This window comes from Mesorhizobium sp. CO1-1-7, from assembly GCF_020164885.1.
In the GTDB taxonomy this organism is placed as follows: Bacteria; Pseudomonadota; Alphaproteobacteria; order Rhizobiales; family Rhizobiaceae; genus Mesorhizobium; species Mesorhizobium australicum.
The window spans coordinates 541,321-561,215 of record NZ_JAIUHA010000002.1; the positions used below are offsets into that span (position 1 = coordinate 541,321).

Genomic DNA, 19,895 nt, shown 5'->3' on the forward strand with positions numbered 1-19,895 from the left:
CCCGCGAATGCCGGGGCGGTTTACCTGATCCGGTCGAGAATGGAAACGTAGTTGGCGACCGCCGCACCGCCCATGTTGAAGATGCCGCCGAGTTTCGCGCCCGGCACCTGGATGCCGCCGGCTTCGCCGACAAGCTGCATGGCGGTCAAGACATGCATGGAGACGCCGGTGGCGCCGATCGGATGGCCCTTGGCCTTCAGTCCGCCGGAGGGATTGACCGGCAGACGGCCGTCTTTTGCCGTTGTGCCATCCAGCGCCAGTTTGGCGCCCTCACCCGGCTTGGCCAGTCCCATCGCTTCATACTCGATCAATTCGGCGATGGTGAAGCAGTCATGCGTTTCGACGAAGGAGAGATCGTCGAGCGTTACGCCGGCGTTCTTCAGCGCGCGGGTCCAGGCCTGTTCGCAGCCTTCGAAGGTCAGGATGTCGCGCTTCGACATCGGCAGCAAATCCTGCACATGCTCGTTGGCGCGGAAGGCGACCGCGCGGCGCATCTTCAGCGCCGTTGCCGTGTCGGCAAGGACAAGGGCAGCGGCGCCGTCGGAGACCAGCGAGCAGTCGGTGCGCTTCAAGGGTCCTGCGACGAACGGGTTTTTCTCGCTCTCCTGCCGGCAGAAGTCATAGCCGAAATCCTTGCGCATCTGCGCATAGGGATTGTCGACGCCATTCTTGTGGTTCTTGGCAGCGATCATGGCGAGCGCATCCGACTGGTCGCCATAGCGCTGGAAATAGGCCTGCGCGATCTTGCCGAAGACGCCGGCGAAGCCGGCTGGCGTGTCGCCGTCCTCGGGCAGATAGGAAGCTTTCAGCAAATTCTTGCCGATTTCGGGCCCGGGCGTCGTCGTCATCTGCTCGGCGCCAACCACCAGCACGATGCGGGCGGCGTTTGCATCAATGGCGCGGATACCTTGCCTGACCGCCGCCGAACCGGTGGCGCAAGCGTTCTCGACGCGTGTCGCCGGCTTGAAGCGCAGCCGATCGTCCGCCTGGAGAACCAGGCTTGCCGTGAAATCCTGCGCCGAAAAACCGGCATTGAAATGGCCGAGCACGATCTCGTCGACCTCGTCCGGGCCAATGCCGGCATGGTCGAGCGCGTCCGTCGCGACCTTGACGATCAGGTTTTCGAGCGTCTCGCCCTCAAGCTTGCCGAAGCGCGAATGCGCCCAGCCAACGATGCATGCGGTCATGGCGGTCTCCATCCTTGGCGCCAGCGCCCATGGCTCGTGACGCACTTCGCTTTTATTGTTCAAATGTAAACATTCTCGCCCGGGCCGTGAAGGGCCGCAACGCAACAATCGCTTGGTACAGGTCGCGTCGAGGTCGATTTTTTATTGATTGACGCGTCAATAAAAAATAATCTCCCGCAAAAATCGGGAACGGCATGCCAAAAGTCGGAATGGAGCCATTGCGCCGCAGGGCGCTCATCGACGCGACGATCTCGGCGGTCGGCGAGCGTGGCTCGCTTGACGTGACCATGTCCGAGATCGCCGGACGCGCCGGTGTGTCTTCTGCGCTTGCGCACCACTATTTCGGCGCCAAGGACGAGCTGCTGTTCGCGACGATGCGGCACATCCTGGCCGAACTGACCATCGATATGCGCCGCGCCCTGCAGTGCGCCTGCACCGCGCGCGAGCGCGTCTCGGCCGTGGTCGCCGTCAACTTCTCCGATGTCCAGTTCCAGGCCGAAACCATTGCCGCCTGGCTCGCTTTCTATGTCGAGGCGCAGCAATCGTCTTCGCTGCGCCGGCTGCTCAGAATCTATGCCCGGCGGCTGCATTCCAACCTGATGAGTGGATTGACCGGTATCCTGCCGAGGACCGAGGCCGACCGCGCCGCGGAAGCGACGGCGGCGATGATCGACGGGCTCTACATCAGGCGCGCGCTGAAGGATGGCGTGCCTGACGCCGCGACCGCGATCGCGCTGGTCGAGGATTATCTCGAAACCAAACTTGGCGGACGGCACAAGCAGTGACAGCGAAGCGACCCAATTTCCTGATCGTCATGGTCGACCAGCTCAACGGGACCTTGTTCCCGGATGGGCCGGCGGAATTTCTGCACACACCGCATTTGAAGGCACTGGCGGCGCGTTCGGCGCGCTTTGCCAACAACTACACCGCCTCGCCACTCTGCGCGCCGGGCCGTGCGTCGTTTATGAGCGGCCAGTTGCCGTCGCGCACCGGGGTCTATGACAATGCCGCCGAGTTCGCCTCGTCGATCCCGACCTTCGCCCATCATTTGCGTGCGGCCGGCTACTACACCTGCCTGTCGGGCAAGATGCATTTCGTCGGACCGGATCAGTTGCACGGTTTCGAGGAACGGCTGACCACCGATATCTATCCGGCGGATTTCGGCTGGACGCCGGACTACCGCAAACCCGGTGAGCGCATCGAGTGGTGGTATCATAATCTGGGTTCGGTGACTGGCGCCGGCGTTGCGGAAACAACCAACCAGATGGAGTATGACGACGAGGTCGTGTTCCTTGCGTCTCAGAAGCTCTATCAGCTTTCGCGCGAACAGGACGATGCGAGCCATCGGCCATGGTGCCTCACCGTCTCGCTGTCGCATCCGCACGATCCCTATGTCGCGCGCAAGCAGTATTGGGATCTCTATGAGCATTGCCAGGTGCTGGATCCGGAAACCGGGTACATCGCCGAAGACGAGCAGGATCCGCATTCTCGGCGGCTGTACCATGCCAGCGACTATCCCTCTTTCGAGATCACGCCTGAAGAGGTGCGTCGTTCGCGGCGCGGCTATTTCGCCAACATCTCCTATGTCGACGACAAGGTCGGCGAGCTCCTCGACGTTCTCACGCGGACGCGCATGCTCGACGACACGATCATCCTGTTCTGCTCGGATCACGGCGACATGCTCGGCGAGCGAGGCCTGTGGTTCAAGATGAGCTTCTTCGAAGGCTCGGCGCGAGTGCCGTTGATGATTGCCGGCAAGGGCATTCGTGCCGGGCTGATCGAGGCGCCGGTCTCCAATCTCGACGTAGCACCAACGCTTTGCGACCTTGCCGGCATCGACATCGGGCCGATCGCGCCGTGGACCGACGGCCAGTCGCTGCTGCCGCTCACCAAGGGCGGGCAGCGCACGGCACCGGTGCTGATCGAGTACGCGGCGGAGGGCTCCTATGCGCCCTTGGTGGCAATCCGCGAAGGCAGGTACAAATTCGTCCATTGCGAACTCGATCCGCCGCAATTGTTCGATCTCGAAGCCGATCCGCTCGAGCGGGACAATCTGGCCGCCGACCCGGCCAATGCGAGTCTTGTGGCGGCATTCCTGGAAAAGGTCCGGGCGCGTTGGGACATGGCCGGCTTCGATGCCGCCGTGCGCGAAAACCAGGCACGCCGCTGGGTCGTCTATCCGGCGCTGCGCAACGGCGCCTACTACCCCTGGGATTTCCAGCCGTTGCAGAAAGCATCAGAGCGGTACATGCGCAATCACATGAACCTCGACAATCTCGAAGAGAGCAAAAGGTATCCGCGAGGCGAATGATGGCAGACCTTCTCGTTCCCACTCTCGACCATCTCAGGCAGGCCTATGCGGTAACGTCACGGGCGACACAGGTCACGCCGCTGCTGGAATCGGCGGCGCTCGCCAGGGAAACCGGCGCGGCCCGGGTCTTCATCAAGCCGGAATCGCTGCAATGGGCCGGATCCTTCAAGGTTCGCGGCGCTTATTGGCGGCTGAAGCGGCTTTCGCCCGACGAGGCGAAGAAGGGCGTCGTCGCCTATTCCTCCGGCAATTTCGCGCAAGGGCTGGCCGCGGCCGGCCAGGCGCTCGGCATTCCCGTGACCATCGTCATGCCGATCGACGCGCCGGCCGCCAAGCGCGATGCTACCGCGGGTTATGGCGCGCGCGTTGTGCTGACCGACCATGGCGATCGCGCGCGTGAAGAGGTCGCGGCGGCCAAGGCGCGCGAAATCGCTGAAACAGAAGGGCTAGCGCTCCTGCATCCATTCGACGATCCCGAGATCGTCGCCGGTCAGGCGGGTGCCGGCCTCGAGGCGCTCGACCAGCTGTCGGCTAAGGATGCCAGCGCCGATCTCTTGTTCTGCTCGGTCGGCGGCGGTGGGCTGATCGGCGGCGTTTCGCTCGCCTTCCACTATCTGTCGCCGGCGACCGAGATCATCGGCGTAGAGCCTGAAGGGTTCGACGGCATGGGCTCGTCACTGGCGCATGGCAGCATCGAGACCATGCCGATCGGTCCGAAATCGATCTGCGACGGACTGATGTCGCGCCGGCCCGGCGACGCGCCGTTCGCCGCGGTCAAGACCGCTGGCGTGCGCGGCATCACCGTCGACGATCGGTCGGTGCGGCGCGCGATGCGGATCGCTTTCGAGCGGATGAAGCTGGTGCTCGAACCGTCAGGTGCGGCGTCGCTGGCGGCATTGCTCGGTGGCAAGGTGGATGTGGCGGGAAAAACCGTCCTAGTGGTGGCTACCGGCGGCAACGTTTCGCTCGCCGATTTTATGGCGCATATGAACCATGCTTGAAGCGGATTTCGTCATCATCGGTTCCGGCTCCGCCGGCTCGGCCATGGCCTATCGCCTGTCGGAAGACGGCAAGCATTCGGTCATCGTCATCGAATTCGGCGGCACTGATATCGGGCCGCTGATCCAGATGCCTTCGGCGCTGTCGATACCGCTCAACATGAGCCTCTACGACTGGGGATTCGCCAGTGAACCGGAACCGCATCTGGGTGGCCGCGTGCTGGCGACGCCGCGCGGCAAGGTGATCGGCGGCTCGTCCTCGATCAACGGCATGGTCTATGTGCGCGGCCACGCCCGCGACTTCGACCATTGGGCCGAACAGGGCGCGGCCGGCTGGGGCTTCGCCGACGTGCTGCCCTACTTCAAACGCATGGAGGATTCAGATGGCGGCGAGGATGGCTGGCGCGGGCACGGCGGCCCGCTGCATGTGCAGCGCGGCTCCCGGCGCAATCCGCTCTATGGCGCCTTCGTCGAAGCGGGCCGCCAGGCAGGGTTTGAACTGACCGACGACTACAATGGCGCCAAGCAGGAAGGCTTCGGCCCGATGGAGCAGACCATTCTGGGCGGCCGCCGCTGGTCGGCGGCATCAGCCTATCTGAAGCCGGCGCTCCGGCGCAAAAACGTCAGACTGGTCAAAGGCTTTGCGCGCCGGGTGATCATCGAGAATCAACGCGCCATCGGCGTCGAGATCGAAGCTCACAAACAGATTCAGGTCGTTAAGGCGCGACGTGAAGTAATCGTCGCGGCGTCGTCGATCAACTCGCCGAAGATCCTGATGCTGTCCGGTATCGGCCCGGCCGGGCATTTGCACGAAAACGGCATTGCCGTTGTGGCCGACCGGCCTGGCGTCGGCGGCAACCTGCAGGACCATCTGGAGCTCTACATCCAGCAGGAATCGACCAAACCGATCACGCTGAATTCAGTGCTGAACCCGTTCTCCAAGGCGATGATCGGGGCGCAGTGGCTGTTCTTCAAATCGGGCCTTGGCGCCACCAATCATTTCGAGGCGGCCGCCTTCGTGCGCTCGCAGGCAGGCGTCGACTATCCCGACATCCAGTACCACTTCATCCCGGCGGCGGTGCGTTACGACGGCAAGGCGGCGGCGAAGTCGCACGGCTTCCAGGCGCATGTCGGACCGATGCGCTCGAAGTCGCGCGGCTCGGTGACGCTGCGCTCGCCGGATCCGAAAGCGAAGCCGGTCATCCGCTTCAACTACATGTCGCATCCGGACGACTGGGCGGAGTTCCGCCACTGCATCCGCCTGACCCGCGAGATCTTCGGCCAGTCGGCCTTCGATGCCTATCGCGGACAGGAACTCTCGCCGGGCAGCCATGTCCAGTCGGACGACGATCTCGACGTGTTCATTCGCGACCATGCCGAAAGCGCCTACCACCCCTGCGGCACCTGCCGAATGGGCCGCGTCGATGATCAATCGAGCGTGGTCGATCCGGAATGCCGGGTCATCGGCGTCGACGGATTGCGGGTCGCCGACTCCTCGATCTTCCCGCGCGTGACCAACGGCAACCTCAACGCGCCATCGATCATGACCGGCGAAAAAGCGTCCGATCACATCCTTGGCCGCACGCCGCTCGCGCCGTCCAACCAGGAACCATGGATCAATCCGCGCTGGCAGGCTTCCGACAGATAGGCCATGATCCGCCGATAGAGTGAGCTGCCCGACAGGCGCCCGCCCAATAGCCGTCTTGGGCACAACGATTGGAGACCTCCCATGCGCGCCCAGCCCACGGCTTCGCACTATGTCAACGGACGCTATATCGAGGACGAAGGCGGCGCGCCGCTCCCGGTGATCTATCCGGCCACGGGCGAGACCATCGCCATGCTGCGATCGGCGACGCCGAACGTGCTGGAACTGGCGGTCGAGGCCGCCCGCGCCGCACAGCCGGCCTGGGCGCGGCTTAAGCCGGTCGAGCGCGGCCGCATCCTGCGCCGAGCCGCCGACATTTTGCGCGCCCGCAACGCCGATCTTGCCCGCATCGAGACGCTCGACACCGGGAAGGCGATCCAGGAGACGCTGGTGGCGGATGCACCTTCCGCCGCGGACTGCCTTGAATATTTCGCCGGCGCGGTCGCTGTCTTCAACGGCGAAGCGGTCGACCTCGGCGGGCCATTCGCCTATACGCGCCGCGAGGCGCTCGGCGTCTGTGTCGGCATCGGCGCATGGAACTATCCGATCCAGATCGCCGGCTGGAAATCCGCACCCGCACTCGCCATGGGCAATGCCATGGTGTTCAAGCCATCGGAAAACACGCCGCTTTCGGCGCTGGCGCTGGCCGAGATCTACTCGGAAGCCGGCCTGCCCGACGGGCTGTTCAACGTCGTGCAAGGCTATGGCGACGTCGGCGCCGGCCTTGTCGGCCATGATGTGGTGGCCAAGGTCTCGGTGACCGGCTCGGTGCCGACCGGGCGCAAGGTGCTGTCGCTAGCGGGCTCCAGGATGAAGCACGCGACGATGGAACTCGGCGGTAAGTCGCCGCTGATCGTCTTCGACGATGCCGATCTCGAAAATGCCATTGGCGGCGCCATGCTCGGCAACTTCTATTCGACCGGCCAGATCTGTTCCAACGGCACGCGCGTCTTCGTCCAGAGCGGCATTCACGACCGCTTTGTCGAGCGGCTGGTCGAACGGACCAAGAAAATCCGCATCGGCGATCCGCTCGACCCGGAAACGCAGATGGGGCCGCTGGTCTCCAAGGCACAGCAAGACAAGGTCGTCGGCTATATCGAGGCCGGCAAGCAGGATGGGGCGACGCTGGCCTGTGGCGGCAATGTGCCGTCGCTGCAGGGCTTCCAGGGCGGCTTCTTCGTCGAGCCGGCCGTATTCACCGCTGTCACCGACACGATGCGGATCGCCCGCGAGGAGATTTTCGGCCCGGTCATGAGCGTTCTGAAATTCAACAGCGAGGACGAGGTGATCGACCGCGCCAACGACACCGAGTTCGGTCTTGCCGCCGGTGTTTTCACGCGCGACCTGCCGCGCGCCCATCGCGTCATCGCCGAGTTGCAGGCCGGAACCTGCTGGATCAACGCGTACAATCTGACCCCGGTGGAAATCCCCTTCGGCGGCGTCAAGCAGTCCGGCATCGGGCGGGAGAATTCGCTGGCGGCGCTGGCACTCTATTCGCAGCTGAAGTCGATCTATGTCGAGACCGGGGACGTCGCCAGTCCGTATTGATCCCGCCTACTTCTCCGCCGTTCCATCCAGATACCGCGTCAGCGCACAGACCAGATGGTAGAAGATGCTCGCCGGCACGTCAGATGCCAGCGAGCGGCCGCGCTCGTCGATGCGATCGATCCACAGGCCGAGCGGCGCCGGGTCGACGTGCCAGCGGAACAGCCGGCCGACCCTCGCCTCGATCTCCGGCTTCAGATCGGGGCCGCCCGAGCCATCCAGGGCGATCGCCGCCTTGAGCGCCTCGGCCTGCGGCCAGCTGCGCGATATCAGGTCGAGCGGCAGTCCTTGCCGCGAGACTGCACCATAGGCAAGGCCAGTGGCCCGGTTGAGGCCATTGGCGATTGCCGATGCGTAAAGTTTTCGGGCGAAGACGCTCAGCTCGGCCTGGCCGCTGCGGCCAGCGAAATCGACCAGCAGCGAGGCCCATTCGAAGTGATGGCCAGGTTCGGTCCAGCTCCCCTTCTCTCCCGGTACCGGTTTCCATTCTGCATCGAAATACTCGCCGAGCGTCCAGCTCTCGGCGTCGAAGAAATGGCTGCGGAAGAGGTCGATGATGCGCGACGCGCGACGCAGATGCGCACGCTCACCGGTCGCCTGGTGCCAGGCCAGGAAAGCTTCGAGCAGATGCATGTGCGGGTTGGAGCGTCGCTCGCCCGCCCAGTCCGAGGTGTCGAGGAAGCCGGTCATGCGGCTGTCCTCCAGATGCGCATCGAGGAAGGTGAAGGTCTCTTGGCCGAGCCGCAAGGCATCGGCATTGCCCGACATATGCGCATGCGCCAGCGCCAGCAGGATGCAGGAATGATCGTAGGCGTCCTCGACGGGATCGGCGACGGAGCCATCGACATTCAGCGTGCGCACCCAACCGCCCCGTTCGGTGCGGCCCTGCCCTGCCATGAAGTCGATGCCATGCGCGATCAGCCGGTCGGCCGGCCCGGTCCAACCACGCTCCTTGGCAACCGCGAAGGCATAGACCTGCCTGGCCTGGGTGCGCATGCGCTTGGGCTTGACGAGCGGCCTGGCGTCGAAACCCAGCGCCTCGTGGAAGCCACCGTGGCGCTCGTCAACGCCTGATGTCGACCACAACGGCAAGGTCTCCTGGAACAGCCAGTGATGCACGCGCCGCCGCCAGGCGCCACTTTCGATGACGCGGTCATGCGCCGGCGTGAACCTGGTTTCCAGCCGTCCCGATTTTTCGAGTTGTTCGACGATCTTCTTGACGTGCTGGCTGTGGCTCACCGGGGCAACGAAAGTGGCATCCGCCGTCGAGACGATGGCAACGTCCTTCATGCCGATCGCCGACAGCAGGCGGCCATCGCTGCGGATATAGGAATTCTCGCAATCGATGGCGACGACATCGCCGACAACGACGTTGCCCCGGTCGTCGGCGGGACCGACATCGAGGAGCGATTGCCAGGAGCCGAGATCGTTCCAGCGGAAGCCGGCCGGCACCATGGCTATGTCTTTTGCCCGCTCCATGATGGCATAGTCGATCGAGTTCGACGGGATCGCCGCGTAAAGTTCCAGCGGCATATAGAGGCCGGACAGGTCCGTCGTGGCCGCCTCGTAGGCCGCTTCGGTGGCGTGCCAGATGTCGGGCTGGAATGTCTTGAAGGCGTCGCGCATGGCACCGGCCCGAAACAGGAAGATGCCGGTGTTCCAGTAGAAATTTCCCGCCTTGAGATAGTCGTTGGCCGTCGCAAGGTCGGGCTTCTCGACAAAGCGCGAAACGTCGAACACCCCGCCCTTCTCGGCCGATACCTCGATATAGCCGTAACCGGTTTCCGGCTGGGTCGGTTTGATGCCGAACACCACCAGACGGCCGGCGCGCGCCGCCTGCGATCCCGCCTCGATACTTTGCCAGAATTGCCCTGCCGTCGCTATTTCATGGTCCGAGGGCACCACCAGAACCAGGCTGTCGCCGAATTCCGACAGCGTGCGCAGGGTCGCCAGTGCGACGGCTGCGGCCGTGTTGCGTCCCGCCGGCTCGAACAGCGGGCCGCCGCCGGCAAGATCGAGACCGGCCAAGTCGGCATGGACACGATCGGCATGACGCTCCGAAGCGATCAGGAAGATCGGCGTCTCGCCAGCCGGTCTCGCCGTCAGGCGGCGCAAGGTCTTGGCGAGCATGGAACCGTCGCCCGACAGGTCGTGGAACTGCTTGGGATTGTCCTCGCGTGACAGCGGCCACAGCCGAGAGCCGACGCCGCCGCTCATGATAAAACTGACGATGCGCTGGCCCATGGATGCCCTGTCAAAAAGTCTGGTTGTAAGCGCCGACTTCCGGACTGCGGCGCAGCACGGCATCGACGGCATCGAACATCTGCTGGCGACGCTCGGACGAGACCGGACTTTCGACGACCACGACCAGTTCCGGCTTGTTCGACGAAGCGCGCACCAGACCCCAGGTACCGTCCTCGGCAACGACGCGCACGCCATTGACGGTGACAAGGTCGACGATCTTCTGGCCGGCGAAACTGGAGCCGTCCCGCTTCATCGCCTGAAAATCGGAGACCACCCGCTCGACCACGCCGTACTTCACATCGTCCGCGCAGTGCGGGGACATTGTGGGCGTGCCGAAGGTCAGCGGCAGTGCCCCGTAGAGATCGGCCATCGAACTGGCCGGGTTACGGTCCAGCATCTGACAGATGGCGATTGCCGTGACCAGTCCGTCGTCATAGCCGCGCCCGATCGGGGAGTTGAAGAAGAAGTGGCCTGATTTTTCGAAGCCGGCGACCGCGCCGAGTTCGGCAACCCGGCGCTTGATGTAGGAATGGCCGGTCTTCCAATAGTCGGTAACGGCGCCATTGGCGCGCAGCACCGCGTCGGTGTTGAACAGTCCGGTCGACTTGACGTCGACAACGAAGGTCGAACCCGGATGGAGCCGCGAAATATCCCGCGCAAGCATGACGCCGACCTTATCGGCAAAGATCTCGTTGCCTTCATTGTCGACGACACCGCAGCGGTCGCCGTCGCCATCGAAGCCCAGACCGACATCGGCCCCTGTCTCCAGCACCTTGTCCCTGATTGCATGCAGCATCTGCATGTCCTCCGGATTGGGGTTGTAGTTTGGAAACGTATGATCAAGCTCGACATCGAGCGGGATCACTTCGCAGCCGATGCGCTGCAGGGCTTCCGGGGCAAAGGGGCCAGCAGTGCCGTTGCCGCAGGCGGCGACCACTTTCAGCTTTCGTGTGATGCGCTTGTCCCTTGTCACATCGTCGAGATAGGTGGCGCGAAAATTGTCGACGAAATCATAGGAGCCGCCGCCGGTAAGGTCGAAATCGGCGGCCAGCACGATCGCCTTCAGCGCGCTCATCTCCTCGGGGCCGAAGGTCAGCGCCCGCGCCGCTCCCATCTTGACGCCGGTCCAGCCATTCTCGTTGGCGATGCGGTGACCATGGCCACCGACTGCGTCTCCAGCGCGAATTGCGCGAAATAGGCCATCGGCGACAGCGCCAGACCGATATCCTTCACCCGTGCGCCGGCCGCCATCAGCCCGGAAACCAACGCCAGTTTGATGCCGAGCGAATAGGATCTGAAATCATGCCCGGTGACGATGTCAGGCCCGGCGCCGAGCCGCCGGATCAGCGTGCCGAGCCCCATGCCAAGCGCCTGGACCCCGATCAGATTGAGTTCAGGCGGCACTGCCGAACCGGGATGGCCGAACCACCAGCGCGCATCATATTCACGAAAACCGGATGGCTTGATCAGCGCCGCGGTTTCGAATTCGAAGCTGTTTGGCCACGCTTCGCCGACGATTTTTAGGGGCAAGACGGCAGGGCTCCTAGCGGCAGAAATACGATCCATCAAGGCAGCGGCTTAGCACACAAGGCTTTAAGCCACGTTTATCCCGGATGGAAATTCGGGCCTTCCGGCAACGCCCGCAGAAAGCGGACGAAATGCGACAGAAGGGCTGCCATTGCCGCTTGCAGGAACGATGTGTGGCGGCTATAAGCCCGCGATCTGGTCACGGAGTGTAGCGCAGCCTGGTAGCGCACCTCGTTCGGGACGAGGGGGTCGCAGGTTCAAATCCTGCCACTCCGACCAGAAAAAACAATGTGTTAGCGCATCCCGACTTTGGCGCTCCACCCGAGTAGAGCCTTGTCCAAGATGATGCCTGTTCCTAGGGAACGGACACGAGATTCGTTCCTCTTTGGGGGCATGGGCCACGAAGTCCCTGCCCCCATATGCAGGCGTTTAACGCAGGCCGAAAAAGCTCAATACCGCTATGACGACGACCACCGCTCCCACAAGCCAAATGATGTTGTTCATAATCTCACTCCTGTTGCCTGGTGAAGCCCGCGCCTCTGGCGGAGGACGCGGGCCGATCAGCCTTTGCCTGCTGATCTTCAGCGAACACCAAACCGTGATGTCCGCTGCGGGAAGAACTGTTAGGCCGGCCTAATGTTCCGTCGCTGACGGGGATCTGGCGACAGGTGGGCGAACTGTCTTAACAATTGCGGCAGAGCGTTCCTCCCTGGCAGTGACAGAACGCGGGTGACGTTTGCCGCCGCCTGGGCAGATGGCCGGAAGCAAGCCTCCTCTTTGCCAATCGTGGCGAGGCGATAGCCAGCCCTTCGCTTGCGTGCGGCTGTCCCCCGGGGAACCGGAACCAAAGGGATCAGCAGCAGTTGTAACCAACGAAGGGCTAATCAAAGCAGTTGGAGAACTTGCAATGAAAACAATGATCATGTGCGCTTTGGCGCTTTCAATGGGATTGCCCGCTTTGGCTTCGGCAGCCGAGGCCGACGTCGTCATCAGGACCCACCATCGGCACCACCACAACGTCAGGATCATCAATGAGGAAGGCCAGCGCCTGCATCACCGACACCACGGGACGGTGGCGTTCTATGACCATGGCCGCCGGCATCACGATCGGAATGCAGTCGTCGTCACCGGTTCCGTTTCCACCCACCACCGTCACCATCATCCGGTGGTAATGGAAAACGGCGGTTACTGATGCCCAACTGGTGGCCCGGCTCTCGCGAGCCCGGCCACCAGGTGACTTTGCCCAGCACGCTCGCGCGCGTTTCATGCGAATAGCTTCGAGTTCTCGCCCGCGGCTGAAATGCAGCCATGCGAAGCGATCGTTTCAACTTCGAATCTCCCATACCGCTCGGAAGCGTCGCGGGAATTCTGCTCGGTGACCAGGTCATTTGAGCTGGCCTGGCCAAGACTTCAGGGTTCGCCAGATCCATGCTCGCTCACGAAGCCTATCGGCCTGGGAAAGAACTGGGCTGCGCTAATGTGCCAAGAGATTAGCTGAGGACTATTCCAGCCACCATGAAGGTGATGGCAACCGCGAAAATCGGTGCGAGCAACCAGCGCGCCTGACCAACACTCTTCTCCATCAAATTCCTCCGGTATTGCAGCAGACGACGGTGACGAAGAGCGACTGTTCCGGCCGGCCCGCTTGGCAAGACCAATGCGTTCCAGGCCCAGACTTAGGTCCGACCTCCGCCCGACCGAAGCCCTGCCCTGGGAACGTTTCCGCTCGGCCCAAGTTCGAGATCGGGCGCGGGAAAACCAAGCGAAGCGGGAACGGATGAGCACCACCATGTCGAACCATGAGACTGTAACATCCCATGTGTTGGGGATGCGCATAGATAGCCTCAAAACCAGAATGCAACACGCTCAGATCACCGAGGGTGAAATGAAGACCTTCCAAAAGGTAGCGGCCGTGATTGAAGGCGGGCGAGGCCGCATCGACGGCGACGATCTGATCGCCGCATCCTTCGTTACCGACACGCTGACGGACGCGATGTCCGAGTAACCATGCCAACAATCAGTAAGCTTTTCGAATCCCATGCCGAAGCGGCGCGGATTGCCGGCGACCTGTTGGCGGCCGGGGTTCCGCGCGTACAGGTCGCCATTATCGGGCCCTATCGTGACGAAATCGATGTCCTGAGGTCTCCGGGTGTCATGCTGGGCGCTGCCGCCGGGCTGTTGGCGTGCCTCGGCGCCGTTGCTGTTTACGACATCAACCTTTTCCCGACCGGCCTATCGGCAATAGCCTTGGCCAGCGTGTTCTGCGGCGGCCTTGGCGGATTGCTCGAAGCCATTGTCGCGGCCGCCAGAAGACCCGAGCGGCCAAGTATTGGCGGGGGGATTGTGCTGGTAACGGCGCATGTCGACGACAATGCGACCGACATTGCCCAGATGATGCTCGGCGGTTGTGACTCCATGACCGAATTGGCCGCCCAAGCAGCGTAAAAATTCCGACAGCGATAATTGGCCGATAGCCAGTGCAGAACGCGAGCACTGGCCGGCCGGTGAAACTTTGACGAATTGGCTATCAGCGCTAGGTTGATCGATGAAGATCAGGGAGGCGGCAAAAACGGCCGGGCCGGACGCGCGCATGAGTTTGATTTCAAGGACAAGGTCGGCACCCGCTCTTCTGGCTGCGGCCTTCATGGTTGCCGGATGCTCATCGATCGGCAGGACGGCCGATCCGGCCAAATACGAGAGCATGAGCTGTAGCGACCTCAACAGTGCGCTGGGAAGCAGCGCGCGCGACATCTCGCAGACGGCGATCACCCGCGGCAAGGTCGCCAACACCAGCGTGCCGCGCTGGCTGCTGGGCGGATCGCGCGTCAAGACCGCGGTCGCCAACCGTGAAACGGCAAGGATCGACCGGCTGAAGCGACAGCAGGATGCCATTGTCGCTGTGCGCGCACGCAAGTGCGCGAGCTGAGCGACAGACGACGCCACGACAATTGCCCCTGCCGGCGCCTTACGCGCTCAGTCGAAACCGTGTGACGTCGATCGCGGCGTTCATCAGCGTCTGCGTATAAGGCGCCCGTGGATTGCTGAAGATCTCTTCCGTCGGCCCCTCTTCGACGATCTTGCCTTGCTTCATGACGATGATGTAGTCGGCCATGGCGCGCACGACCGACAGATCGTGGCTGATGAAGAGGTAGGACAGTTCGTGGTCGGCCTGCAGCTTGCGCAGCAGTTCGACGATCTGTTTCTGCACCGAGCGGTCAAGCGCCGATGTCGGCTCGTCCAGCACGACCATCTTCGGCTTCAGAATCATGGCGCGGGCAATGGCGATGCGCTGCCGTTGTCCGCCGGAAAATTCGTGCGGGTAGCGGTTGCGGGCATTGGGGTCGAGGCCGACCTCCCGCAGGGCCTCGACCGCGCGCTGGTCGCGCTGCTTTCCTGAAAGGTTGGGCTCATGCACCAGCAGCCCTTCGGTGACGACCTGACCGACGGTCATGCGCGGCGACAGCGAGCCGAACGGATCCTGGAAGACAAGTTGCATCTGGCGCCGCAGCGGCCGCATCTGCTGCCGGTCGGCAGTGGAGATATCGCGATCGCCGAACCGAATGAGCCCATCGCTCGGCAGCAACCGAAGCAAGGCGCGGCCGAGCGTCGACTTGCCCGAGCCGGATTCGCCGACAATGCCGATGGTCTGGTTGCGCTGCAGCCGGATCGAGATGTGATCGACGGCCCGCAGCATCAGCGGTTCGCCGGCCAGAAACCCACCGCCGATCCTGAATGTGACTTCGACATTCCGACCTTCGAGCACCACCGGCGCATCGGCTGGCGGCGGCGCCTTGGTTCCCGTCGGCTCGGCCGCCAGCAGCATTTTGGTGTAGGCGTGCCGTGGATTGGCAAAAATGGCTTCCGCCTCGCCTTCCTCGACCACCTCGCCCTGGCGCATGACATAGACACGGTCGGCAAAGCGCCGGACGATACCGAGGTCATGGGTGATGAAGACGATCGCCATGCCGAGTTTGCGCTGCAGTTCGGCCAAAAGCATCAGGATCTGCGCCTGGATGGTGACGTCAAGCGCCGTCGTCGGCTCGTCGGCGATCAGGATGTCGGGGTCATTAGCGAGCGCCATCGCGATCATCACGCGCTGGCGCTGGCCGCCGGACATTTCGTGCGGATAGGATTTCATCCGCCGTTCCGGATCGGGAATATGCACGAGCCGCAGCAGCTTGAGCGCCTCTTCATGCGCTGCGGCGGCGCTCAGGCCGCGATGGCGGCGGATCGGCTCGATCAGCTGGTTGCCGATCGAATAGAGCGGATCGAGCGAAGTCATCGGTTCCTGGAAGATCATGCTGATCTTGCGGCCGCGGACCTTGTTCAGCTCGGACTTGCTCAGGGTCAGCAGGTTGCGGCCGCGATAGTCGACATGGCCTGACGCTTCGCCATTGGAGGCCAGCAGGCTCATCGCCGCCATCATCGTCTGGCTCTTGCCGGAACCGGACTCGCCGACCACGGCAACCGTTTCGCCCGCGTTGACGTGGATGTTGATTCCCTTGACCGCTTCGACCGTACCGTCGAGCGTGCGGAAGCGGACGCGAAGGTCCTTGACGCTGAGGATCGTTTCGGAAGCAGCCATTTCAGCGGTCCCCATCTTTATCGATCCCGTGGGTCGAGCGCGTCGCGCAGGCCGTCGCCGACGAAATTCAAGGCGAACAGCGTCGAGACCAGAAAGAAGGCGGGAAACAGGAGCAGCCAGTTGGCGGTGCCGATGTTCTTGGCGCCGACCGAGATCAGCACGCCCCAGCTGGTCATCGGCTCCTGGATACCAAGCCCGAGGAACGACAGGAAGCTCTCCAGGATGATGACCTGCGGCACCAGCAGTGTCATGTAGATCACCACCGGGCCAAGCAGGTTCGGGATGACATGGCGGATCAGGATGCCACGCTGGCCAATGCCCATGGCTTCCGCCGCCTGGACATATTCCTGCCGGCGAATCGACAGCGCCTGGCCGCGCACGATGCGCGCCATGTCGAGCCACAGCACGGCACCGACCGCCAGGAACATCAGCACGAAGTTGCGGCCGAAGAACACCACCAGCATGATGACGAAGAAGATGAACGGCAAGGAATAGAGCACGTCGACGATGCGCATCATCACTTCATCGACCTTCCCTCCGGAAAAGCCGGCGGCGGCGCCGTAGATCACGCCGATCACCACCGCCACGACACCGGCCAGCAGACCGATGGCCAGCGATATGCGCCCGGCCATCAGCGTGCGGGAGAGAAGATCGCGGCCGGTATTGTCGGTGCCGAACAGGAAATACTGCTGCTTGACCGATGCGCTCATCGTCACTTCGAGGCCGTCGGGCGACTTGTTTTCGATCTTGGTGTCGTCGAAGGCATCGGACCGGTCGAGGTAGCGGATGTTGCGGTCGTCGATCGGCTTGGTCGACTTGACCGTGACGAAGACCTGGCTCCCCTCCTGGTGCCAGTCCTTGATGTCGACTCGCATGCGCTTGATCGCTTCGGTAAGTGCCGTCTCGATCATGTCGGGTTTCGGATAGGCTGAGAGGCTTGGCGGCATGCGCACATAGTCGGCGTAGATGGTCGTGTATTGATGCGGCACGAACCACGGGCCAAAGACGCTGATGATCCCAATCAGAACGAGGTAGTAGAGGCTGAACATGGCGGCGCGATTGGCCTTGAGGCGCGCCCAGGCATCGCCCCAAAGCGAGCGACCAACGATTGCGGGGGCCGTGGCTGCGATGTCAGTCATAGCGCACCCTCGGGTCGACGACCGCGTACATGACGTCGACGATCAGGTTGAAGACGATGGTAAAAATGGCGATCACCACCACCGTTCCCATCACCAGCGTATAATCGCGGTTGAGCGCGGCATCGACGAAATAGCGGCCGACGCCGGGAATGGAGAAGATCGTCTCGACGATGACCGAGCCGGTCAGCAGTGCCGCCGCCGCCGGGCCGGTGAAGGAGACGATCGGCAGGATGGCGCCGCGCAACGCGTGCTTGACCACCACCGACCAGTCGGAAAGGCCGAGCGCGCGCGCCGTTCGGATATGATGGGATCGCAGCGATTCGATCATCGAGCCGCGCATCAGGCGGGCAACGATGGCGATTTGCGGCAAGGCAAGTGTCAGCACCGGGCCGACCTTGTTGATGAAGGCGCCGTCACCCCAGCCGCCGATCGGCAGCAGCCTCCAGGTCAGCCCGAAGACAAGCTGGATCACCGGCGCGATGACGAAGGTCGGGATGGTGCTGCCGGCGGTCGCCAGGGCAATCACCGTATAGTCGCCAAGCTTGTTCTGGTTGAGCGCGGCGATGGTGCCGAGCACGCTGCCGAGCAGCAGCGCCAGGATCAGCGCCGAGGCTCCGAGCTGCACGGAAATGGGCAGGCCCTTGGCAAACAGTTCGGTGACGGTGAAATCCGGCATGTTGTAGCTCGGGCCGAAATTGCCGCGCAGCAGATTGCCGAGATAATGGACATATTGCAGCCAGAGCGGATCGTTGAGGCCGAACTGGGCTTCCAAGTTGGCCTTGATCTCTGGGCTCAGCCCCCGCTCCTGGTTGAATGGACCGCCCGGCGCGACGCGCATCAGGAAGAACGCCATCGTCACGATGACGAACAGCGTCGGGATGGCGGTCAAAAGCCGCCGGAATACGTATCGCAGCATCGGTGCCCCACTTGATCCAGAGCACGCCCTTCCACTCGGACGATTGCGCTCCAGCCTTCAAATCTTCACACCGGATTCTTCCGAAAATCGATTTCCGCTTCCCGGGCCGATGCGATGGCAAACCAGCACCGCCGCGCTCTTTAGAGCGCGGCGGCTTGGCCAGGGATCAATCCTTGCTGACGAAGCGCGACGGATGCACGTCCATCACATTGTCGACGAAGCCATGCAGCTTCGAGGAAACGATGTCGTGGTAGCTGTAGTAGAGAAGCGGGATCTGGCCGACATCGTCGATGAGGATGCGCTCGGCCGCTGAGAGGTCCTTCATGCGCTCTTCGGGCTTGCCGCCGGCGGCCGCGGCCTTGTCCATTGCCGCTTCGTATTGCGGGCTGTTGTAGTTGGAATAGTTGTTGCCGCTGGCCTTGCGCGTGATACCGAGGAAGGTCTCTGGATCCTTGTAGTCGGCAATCCAGGCGGCACGCGCCACGTCATAGTCGCCCTTCTGCTCGAGGAAGGAGTAGTGGGTCTTGGTGTCGGTGTTGAGCAGCGTGACGTCGACGCCAAGCGGCTTCAATTGTTCCTGGATCGCCACTGCCGTGTTCTTGTGGTTTTCCGAGGTGTTGTAGCGGATTTCCATCTTCAGCGGATGTTCGGGGGTGTAGCCAAGCTTCTCGAGGATCTTCTTGGCCGCGTCCTCGCGGTCGATCTGCGGCATGTCGGCGTATTTGGCCATTGCGGGCGTGTAGCCCTCGATGCCGGGGGGCACCATCGAATAGCCGGGCAGCATCGAATTCTGCCAGACCTTCTCGGCGATGAAATCACGGTCGATCGCCATCGAGATGGCGTTACGCAGTTCGGGGTTGTTCCACGGCGCCTTGTCGGTCTTGATGGCATAATAGTAGGTGCCGAGATACGGCCCGACATGGATCTGGTCGCCGAACTTGGTCTTGAGGTCGGCGAGCTGTTCGGTCGGCAGATCGTCATAGCTGTCGAGTTCGCCGGCCTCGAAGCGCTTCATCGCCGACGAACGATCCTCGGTCGGAATGTAGTTGACCACGTCGAACTTGACGGTCGCGGCGTCCCAGAATTTGGGATTCTTGACCAGTTTCATGTGATCGTTGGGAACCCATTCGGCCAGCGTATAGGCGCCGTTCGAAACCAGATTGCCGGGCTTGATCCAGTCGGCGCCAAGCTTTTCAATCGAGGCCTTGCTGACCGGATAGGTCGCCTGATGGGTCAGCATCTCCAGGAAGTACGGCGTCGGCGCCTTCAGCGTCACCTCAAGGGTGCCGGCGTCGATCGCCTTGACACCCATGTCCTCGGGCTTGCCCTTCTTGGTGTTGACATCCTCCGCGCCCTTAACCGGATACAGCATCGAGGCGTATTCGGCGCCGGTCGCCGGATCTTCCAGCCTGTGGAAGGCATAGACGAAGTCCTCCGCCGTCACCGGGCTGCCGTCAGACCACATGCCGTCCTTGCGCAGCTTGAAGGTGTAGACGGTGCCGTCATCCGATACCGTCCAGCTTTCGGCCGCGCCCGGAATGAGGTTCGCCTTCTGGTCCTGCATGACCAATCCCTGGAACAGGTCACGCAGCACATTGGCTTCATAGACCGTCGAGGTCTTGTGCGGATCGACCGACTCCGATTCAGCGGCGGTGCCCCTGTTATAGACACTCTCCGCGAAAGCCGGCGTGTAGAATGCGCCGGCGGTTACGGCCATGGTGGTGGCGAATACCGTCGCCTTCAGCATGTTTTTCAGCATGAAGTTCTCCCTGTCGGCGCTGCCATCGGCGCGCCTTAC

At 62.8% G+C, this 19,895-nt stretch carries 15 protein-coding genes, 1 tRNA gene and 1 pseudogene; 9 read left to right on the plus strand and 8 right to left on the minus strand.

Annotated features, from left to right (window positions below):
- Positions 1–20: 20 nt before the first annotated feature.
- Complete coding sequence (locus tag LB516_RS06140; RefSeq protein WP_224719131.1) at positions 21–1,187, minus strand: acetyl-CoA acetyltransferase; 1,167 nt, start codon at positions 1,185–1,187, stop codon at positions 21–23.
- Positions 1,188–1,381: 194 nt separating this feature from the next.
- On the opposite strand from LB516_RS06140, the gene betI reads away from it, so the two are divergent.
- The 5 genes from betI (at position 1,382) to betB (ending at position 7,689) form a co-directional block, all read left to right on the plus strand.
- Positions 1,382–1,972 carry a choline-responsive transcriptional repressor BetI gene (gene betI / locus LB516_RS06145; protein WP_224719132.1) on the plus strand — a complete coding sequence of 197 codons (591 nt, stop codon included), beginning with the start codon at positions 1,382–1,384 and terminating at the stop codon, positions 1,970–1,972.
- Entirely contained in the window at positions 1,969–3,498 is a 1,530-nt protein-coding gene (betC, locus tag LB516_RS06150; RefSeq protein WP_224719133.1) for a choline-sulfatase, read from the plus strand. The genes betI and betC overlap by 4 nt, the downstream gene beginning before the upstream one ends.
- The gene (locus LB516_RS06155) at positions 3,495–4,499 is read left to right on the plus strand and encodes a threonine/serine dehydratase (protein WP_224719134.1); all 1,005 of its coding nucleotides are present in this window, start codon (positions 3,495–3,497) and stop codon (positions 4,497–4,499) included. Before betC ends, LB516_RS06155 begins: the two co-directional genes overlap by 4 nt.
- On the plus strand, positions 4,492–6,144 hold the full coding sequence (betA, locus tag LB516_RS06160) for a choline dehydrogenase (RefSeq protein WP_015318670.1): 1,653 nt from the start codon (positions 4,492–4,494) through the stop codon (positions 6,142–6,144). Before LB516_RS06155 ends, betA begins: the two co-directional genes overlap by 8 nt.
- 81 nt (positions 6,145–6,225) lie before the next feature.
- On the plus strand, positions 6,226–7,689 hold the full coding sequence (betB, locus tag LB516_RS06165) for a betaine-aldehyde dehydrogenase (protein ID WP_140726631.1): 1,464 nt from the start codon (positions 6,226–6,228) through the stop codon (positions 7,687–7,689).
- A 6-nt stretch (positions 7,690–7,695) separates the two neighbouring features.
- Here the strand turns inward: betB and LB516_RS06170 are convergent, their stop codons facing one another.
- Together LB516_RS06170 and LB516_RS06175 are read right to left on the minus strand one after the other, a co-directional pair.
- Complete coding sequence (locus tag LB516_RS06170) at positions 7,696–9,930, minus strand: mannose-1-phosphate guanylyltransferase/mannose-6-phosphate isomerase (protein ID WP_224719135.1); 2,235 nt, start codon at positions 9,928–9,930, stop codon at positions 7,696–7,698.
- 10 nt (positions 9,931–9,940) lie between these two features.
- Positions 9,941–11,460 (minus strand): annotated as a pseudogene (locus LB516_RS06175) (phosphomannomutase/phosphoglucomutase).
- A 199-nt stretch (positions 11,461–11,659) separates the two neighbouring features.
- Here LB516_RS06175 and LB516_RS06180 point away from each other — a divergent pair.
- Positions 11,660–11,736 (plus strand) — tRNA-Pro (locus LB516_RS06180).
- A 661-nt stretch (positions 11,737–12,397) separates the two neighbouring features.
- Here LB516_RS06180 and LB516_RS28995 read toward each other — a convergent pair.
- Positions 12,398–12,724 carry a hypothetical protein gene (locus LB516_RS28995; RefSeq protein ID WP_318011807.1) on the minus strand — a complete coding sequence of 109 codons (327 nt, stop codon included), beginning with the start codon at positions 12,722–12,724 and terminating at the stop codon, positions 12,398–12,400.
- Between the two features lie 522 nt (positions 12,725–13,246).
- Here LB516_RS28995 and LB516_RS06190 point away from each other — a divergent pair.
- The 3 genes from LB516_RS06190 to LB516_RS06200 all read left to right on the plus strand — a co-directional run bounded on the left by LB516_RS06190 (position 13,247) and on the right by LB516_RS06200 (position 14,383).
- Positions 13,247–13,462, plus strand: a complete 216-nt coding sequence (locus LB516_RS06190; protein ID WP_015318676.1) for a hypothetical protein — start codon at positions 13,247–13,249, stop codon at positions 13,460–13,462.
- Positions 13,463–13,464: 2 nt separating this feature from the next.
- Positions 13,465–13,902 carry a hypothetical protein gene (locus LB516_RS06195; RefSeq protein WP_140717825.1) on the plus strand — a complete coding sequence of 146 codons (438 nt, stop codon included), beginning with the start codon at positions 13,465–13,467 and terminating at the stop codon, positions 13,900–13,902.
- A 145-nt stretch (positions 13,903–14,047) separates the two neighbouring features.
- On the plus strand, positions 14,048–14,383 hold the full coding sequence (locus LB516_RS06200; protein ID WP_224587694.1) for a hypothetical protein: 336 nt from the start codon (positions 14,048–14,050) through the stop codon (positions 14,381–14,383).
- Between the two features lie 39 nt (positions 14,384–14,422).
- Here LB516_RS06200 and LB516_RS06205 read toward each other — a convergent pair whose 3' ends face one another.
- The 4 genes from LB516_RS06205 to LB516_RS06220 form a co-directional block, all read right to left on the minus strand.
- Positions 14,423–16,042, minus strand: a complete 1,620-nt coding sequence (locus tag LB516_RS06205) for an ABC transporter ATP-binding protein (protein ID WP_224525909.1) — start codon at positions 16,040–16,042, stop codon at positions 14,423–14,425.
- 17 nt (positions 16,043–16,059) lie between these two features.
- Positions 16,060–17,181, minus strand: a complete 1,122-nt coding sequence (locus LB516_RS06210; RefSeq protein WP_015318680.1) for an ABC transporter permease — start codon at positions 17,179–17,181, stop codon at positions 16,060–16,062.
- On the minus strand, positions 17,174–18,097 hold the full coding sequence (locus LB516_RS06215) for an ABC transporter permease subunit (protein ID WP_015318681.1): 924 nt from the start codon (positions 18,095–18,097) through the stop codon (positions 17,174–17,176). The genes LB516_RS06210 and LB516_RS06215 overlap by 8 nt, the downstream gene beginning before the upstream one ends.
- A gap of 166 nt (positions 18,098–18,263) precedes the next feature.
- Complete coding sequence (locus LB516_RS06220; protein WP_015318682.1) at positions 18,264–19,856, minus strand: peptide ABC transporter substrate-binding protein; 1,593 nt, start codon at positions 19,854–19,856, stop codon at positions 18,264–18,266.
- Between the last annotated feature and the right edge of the window lie 39 nt (positions 19,857–19,895).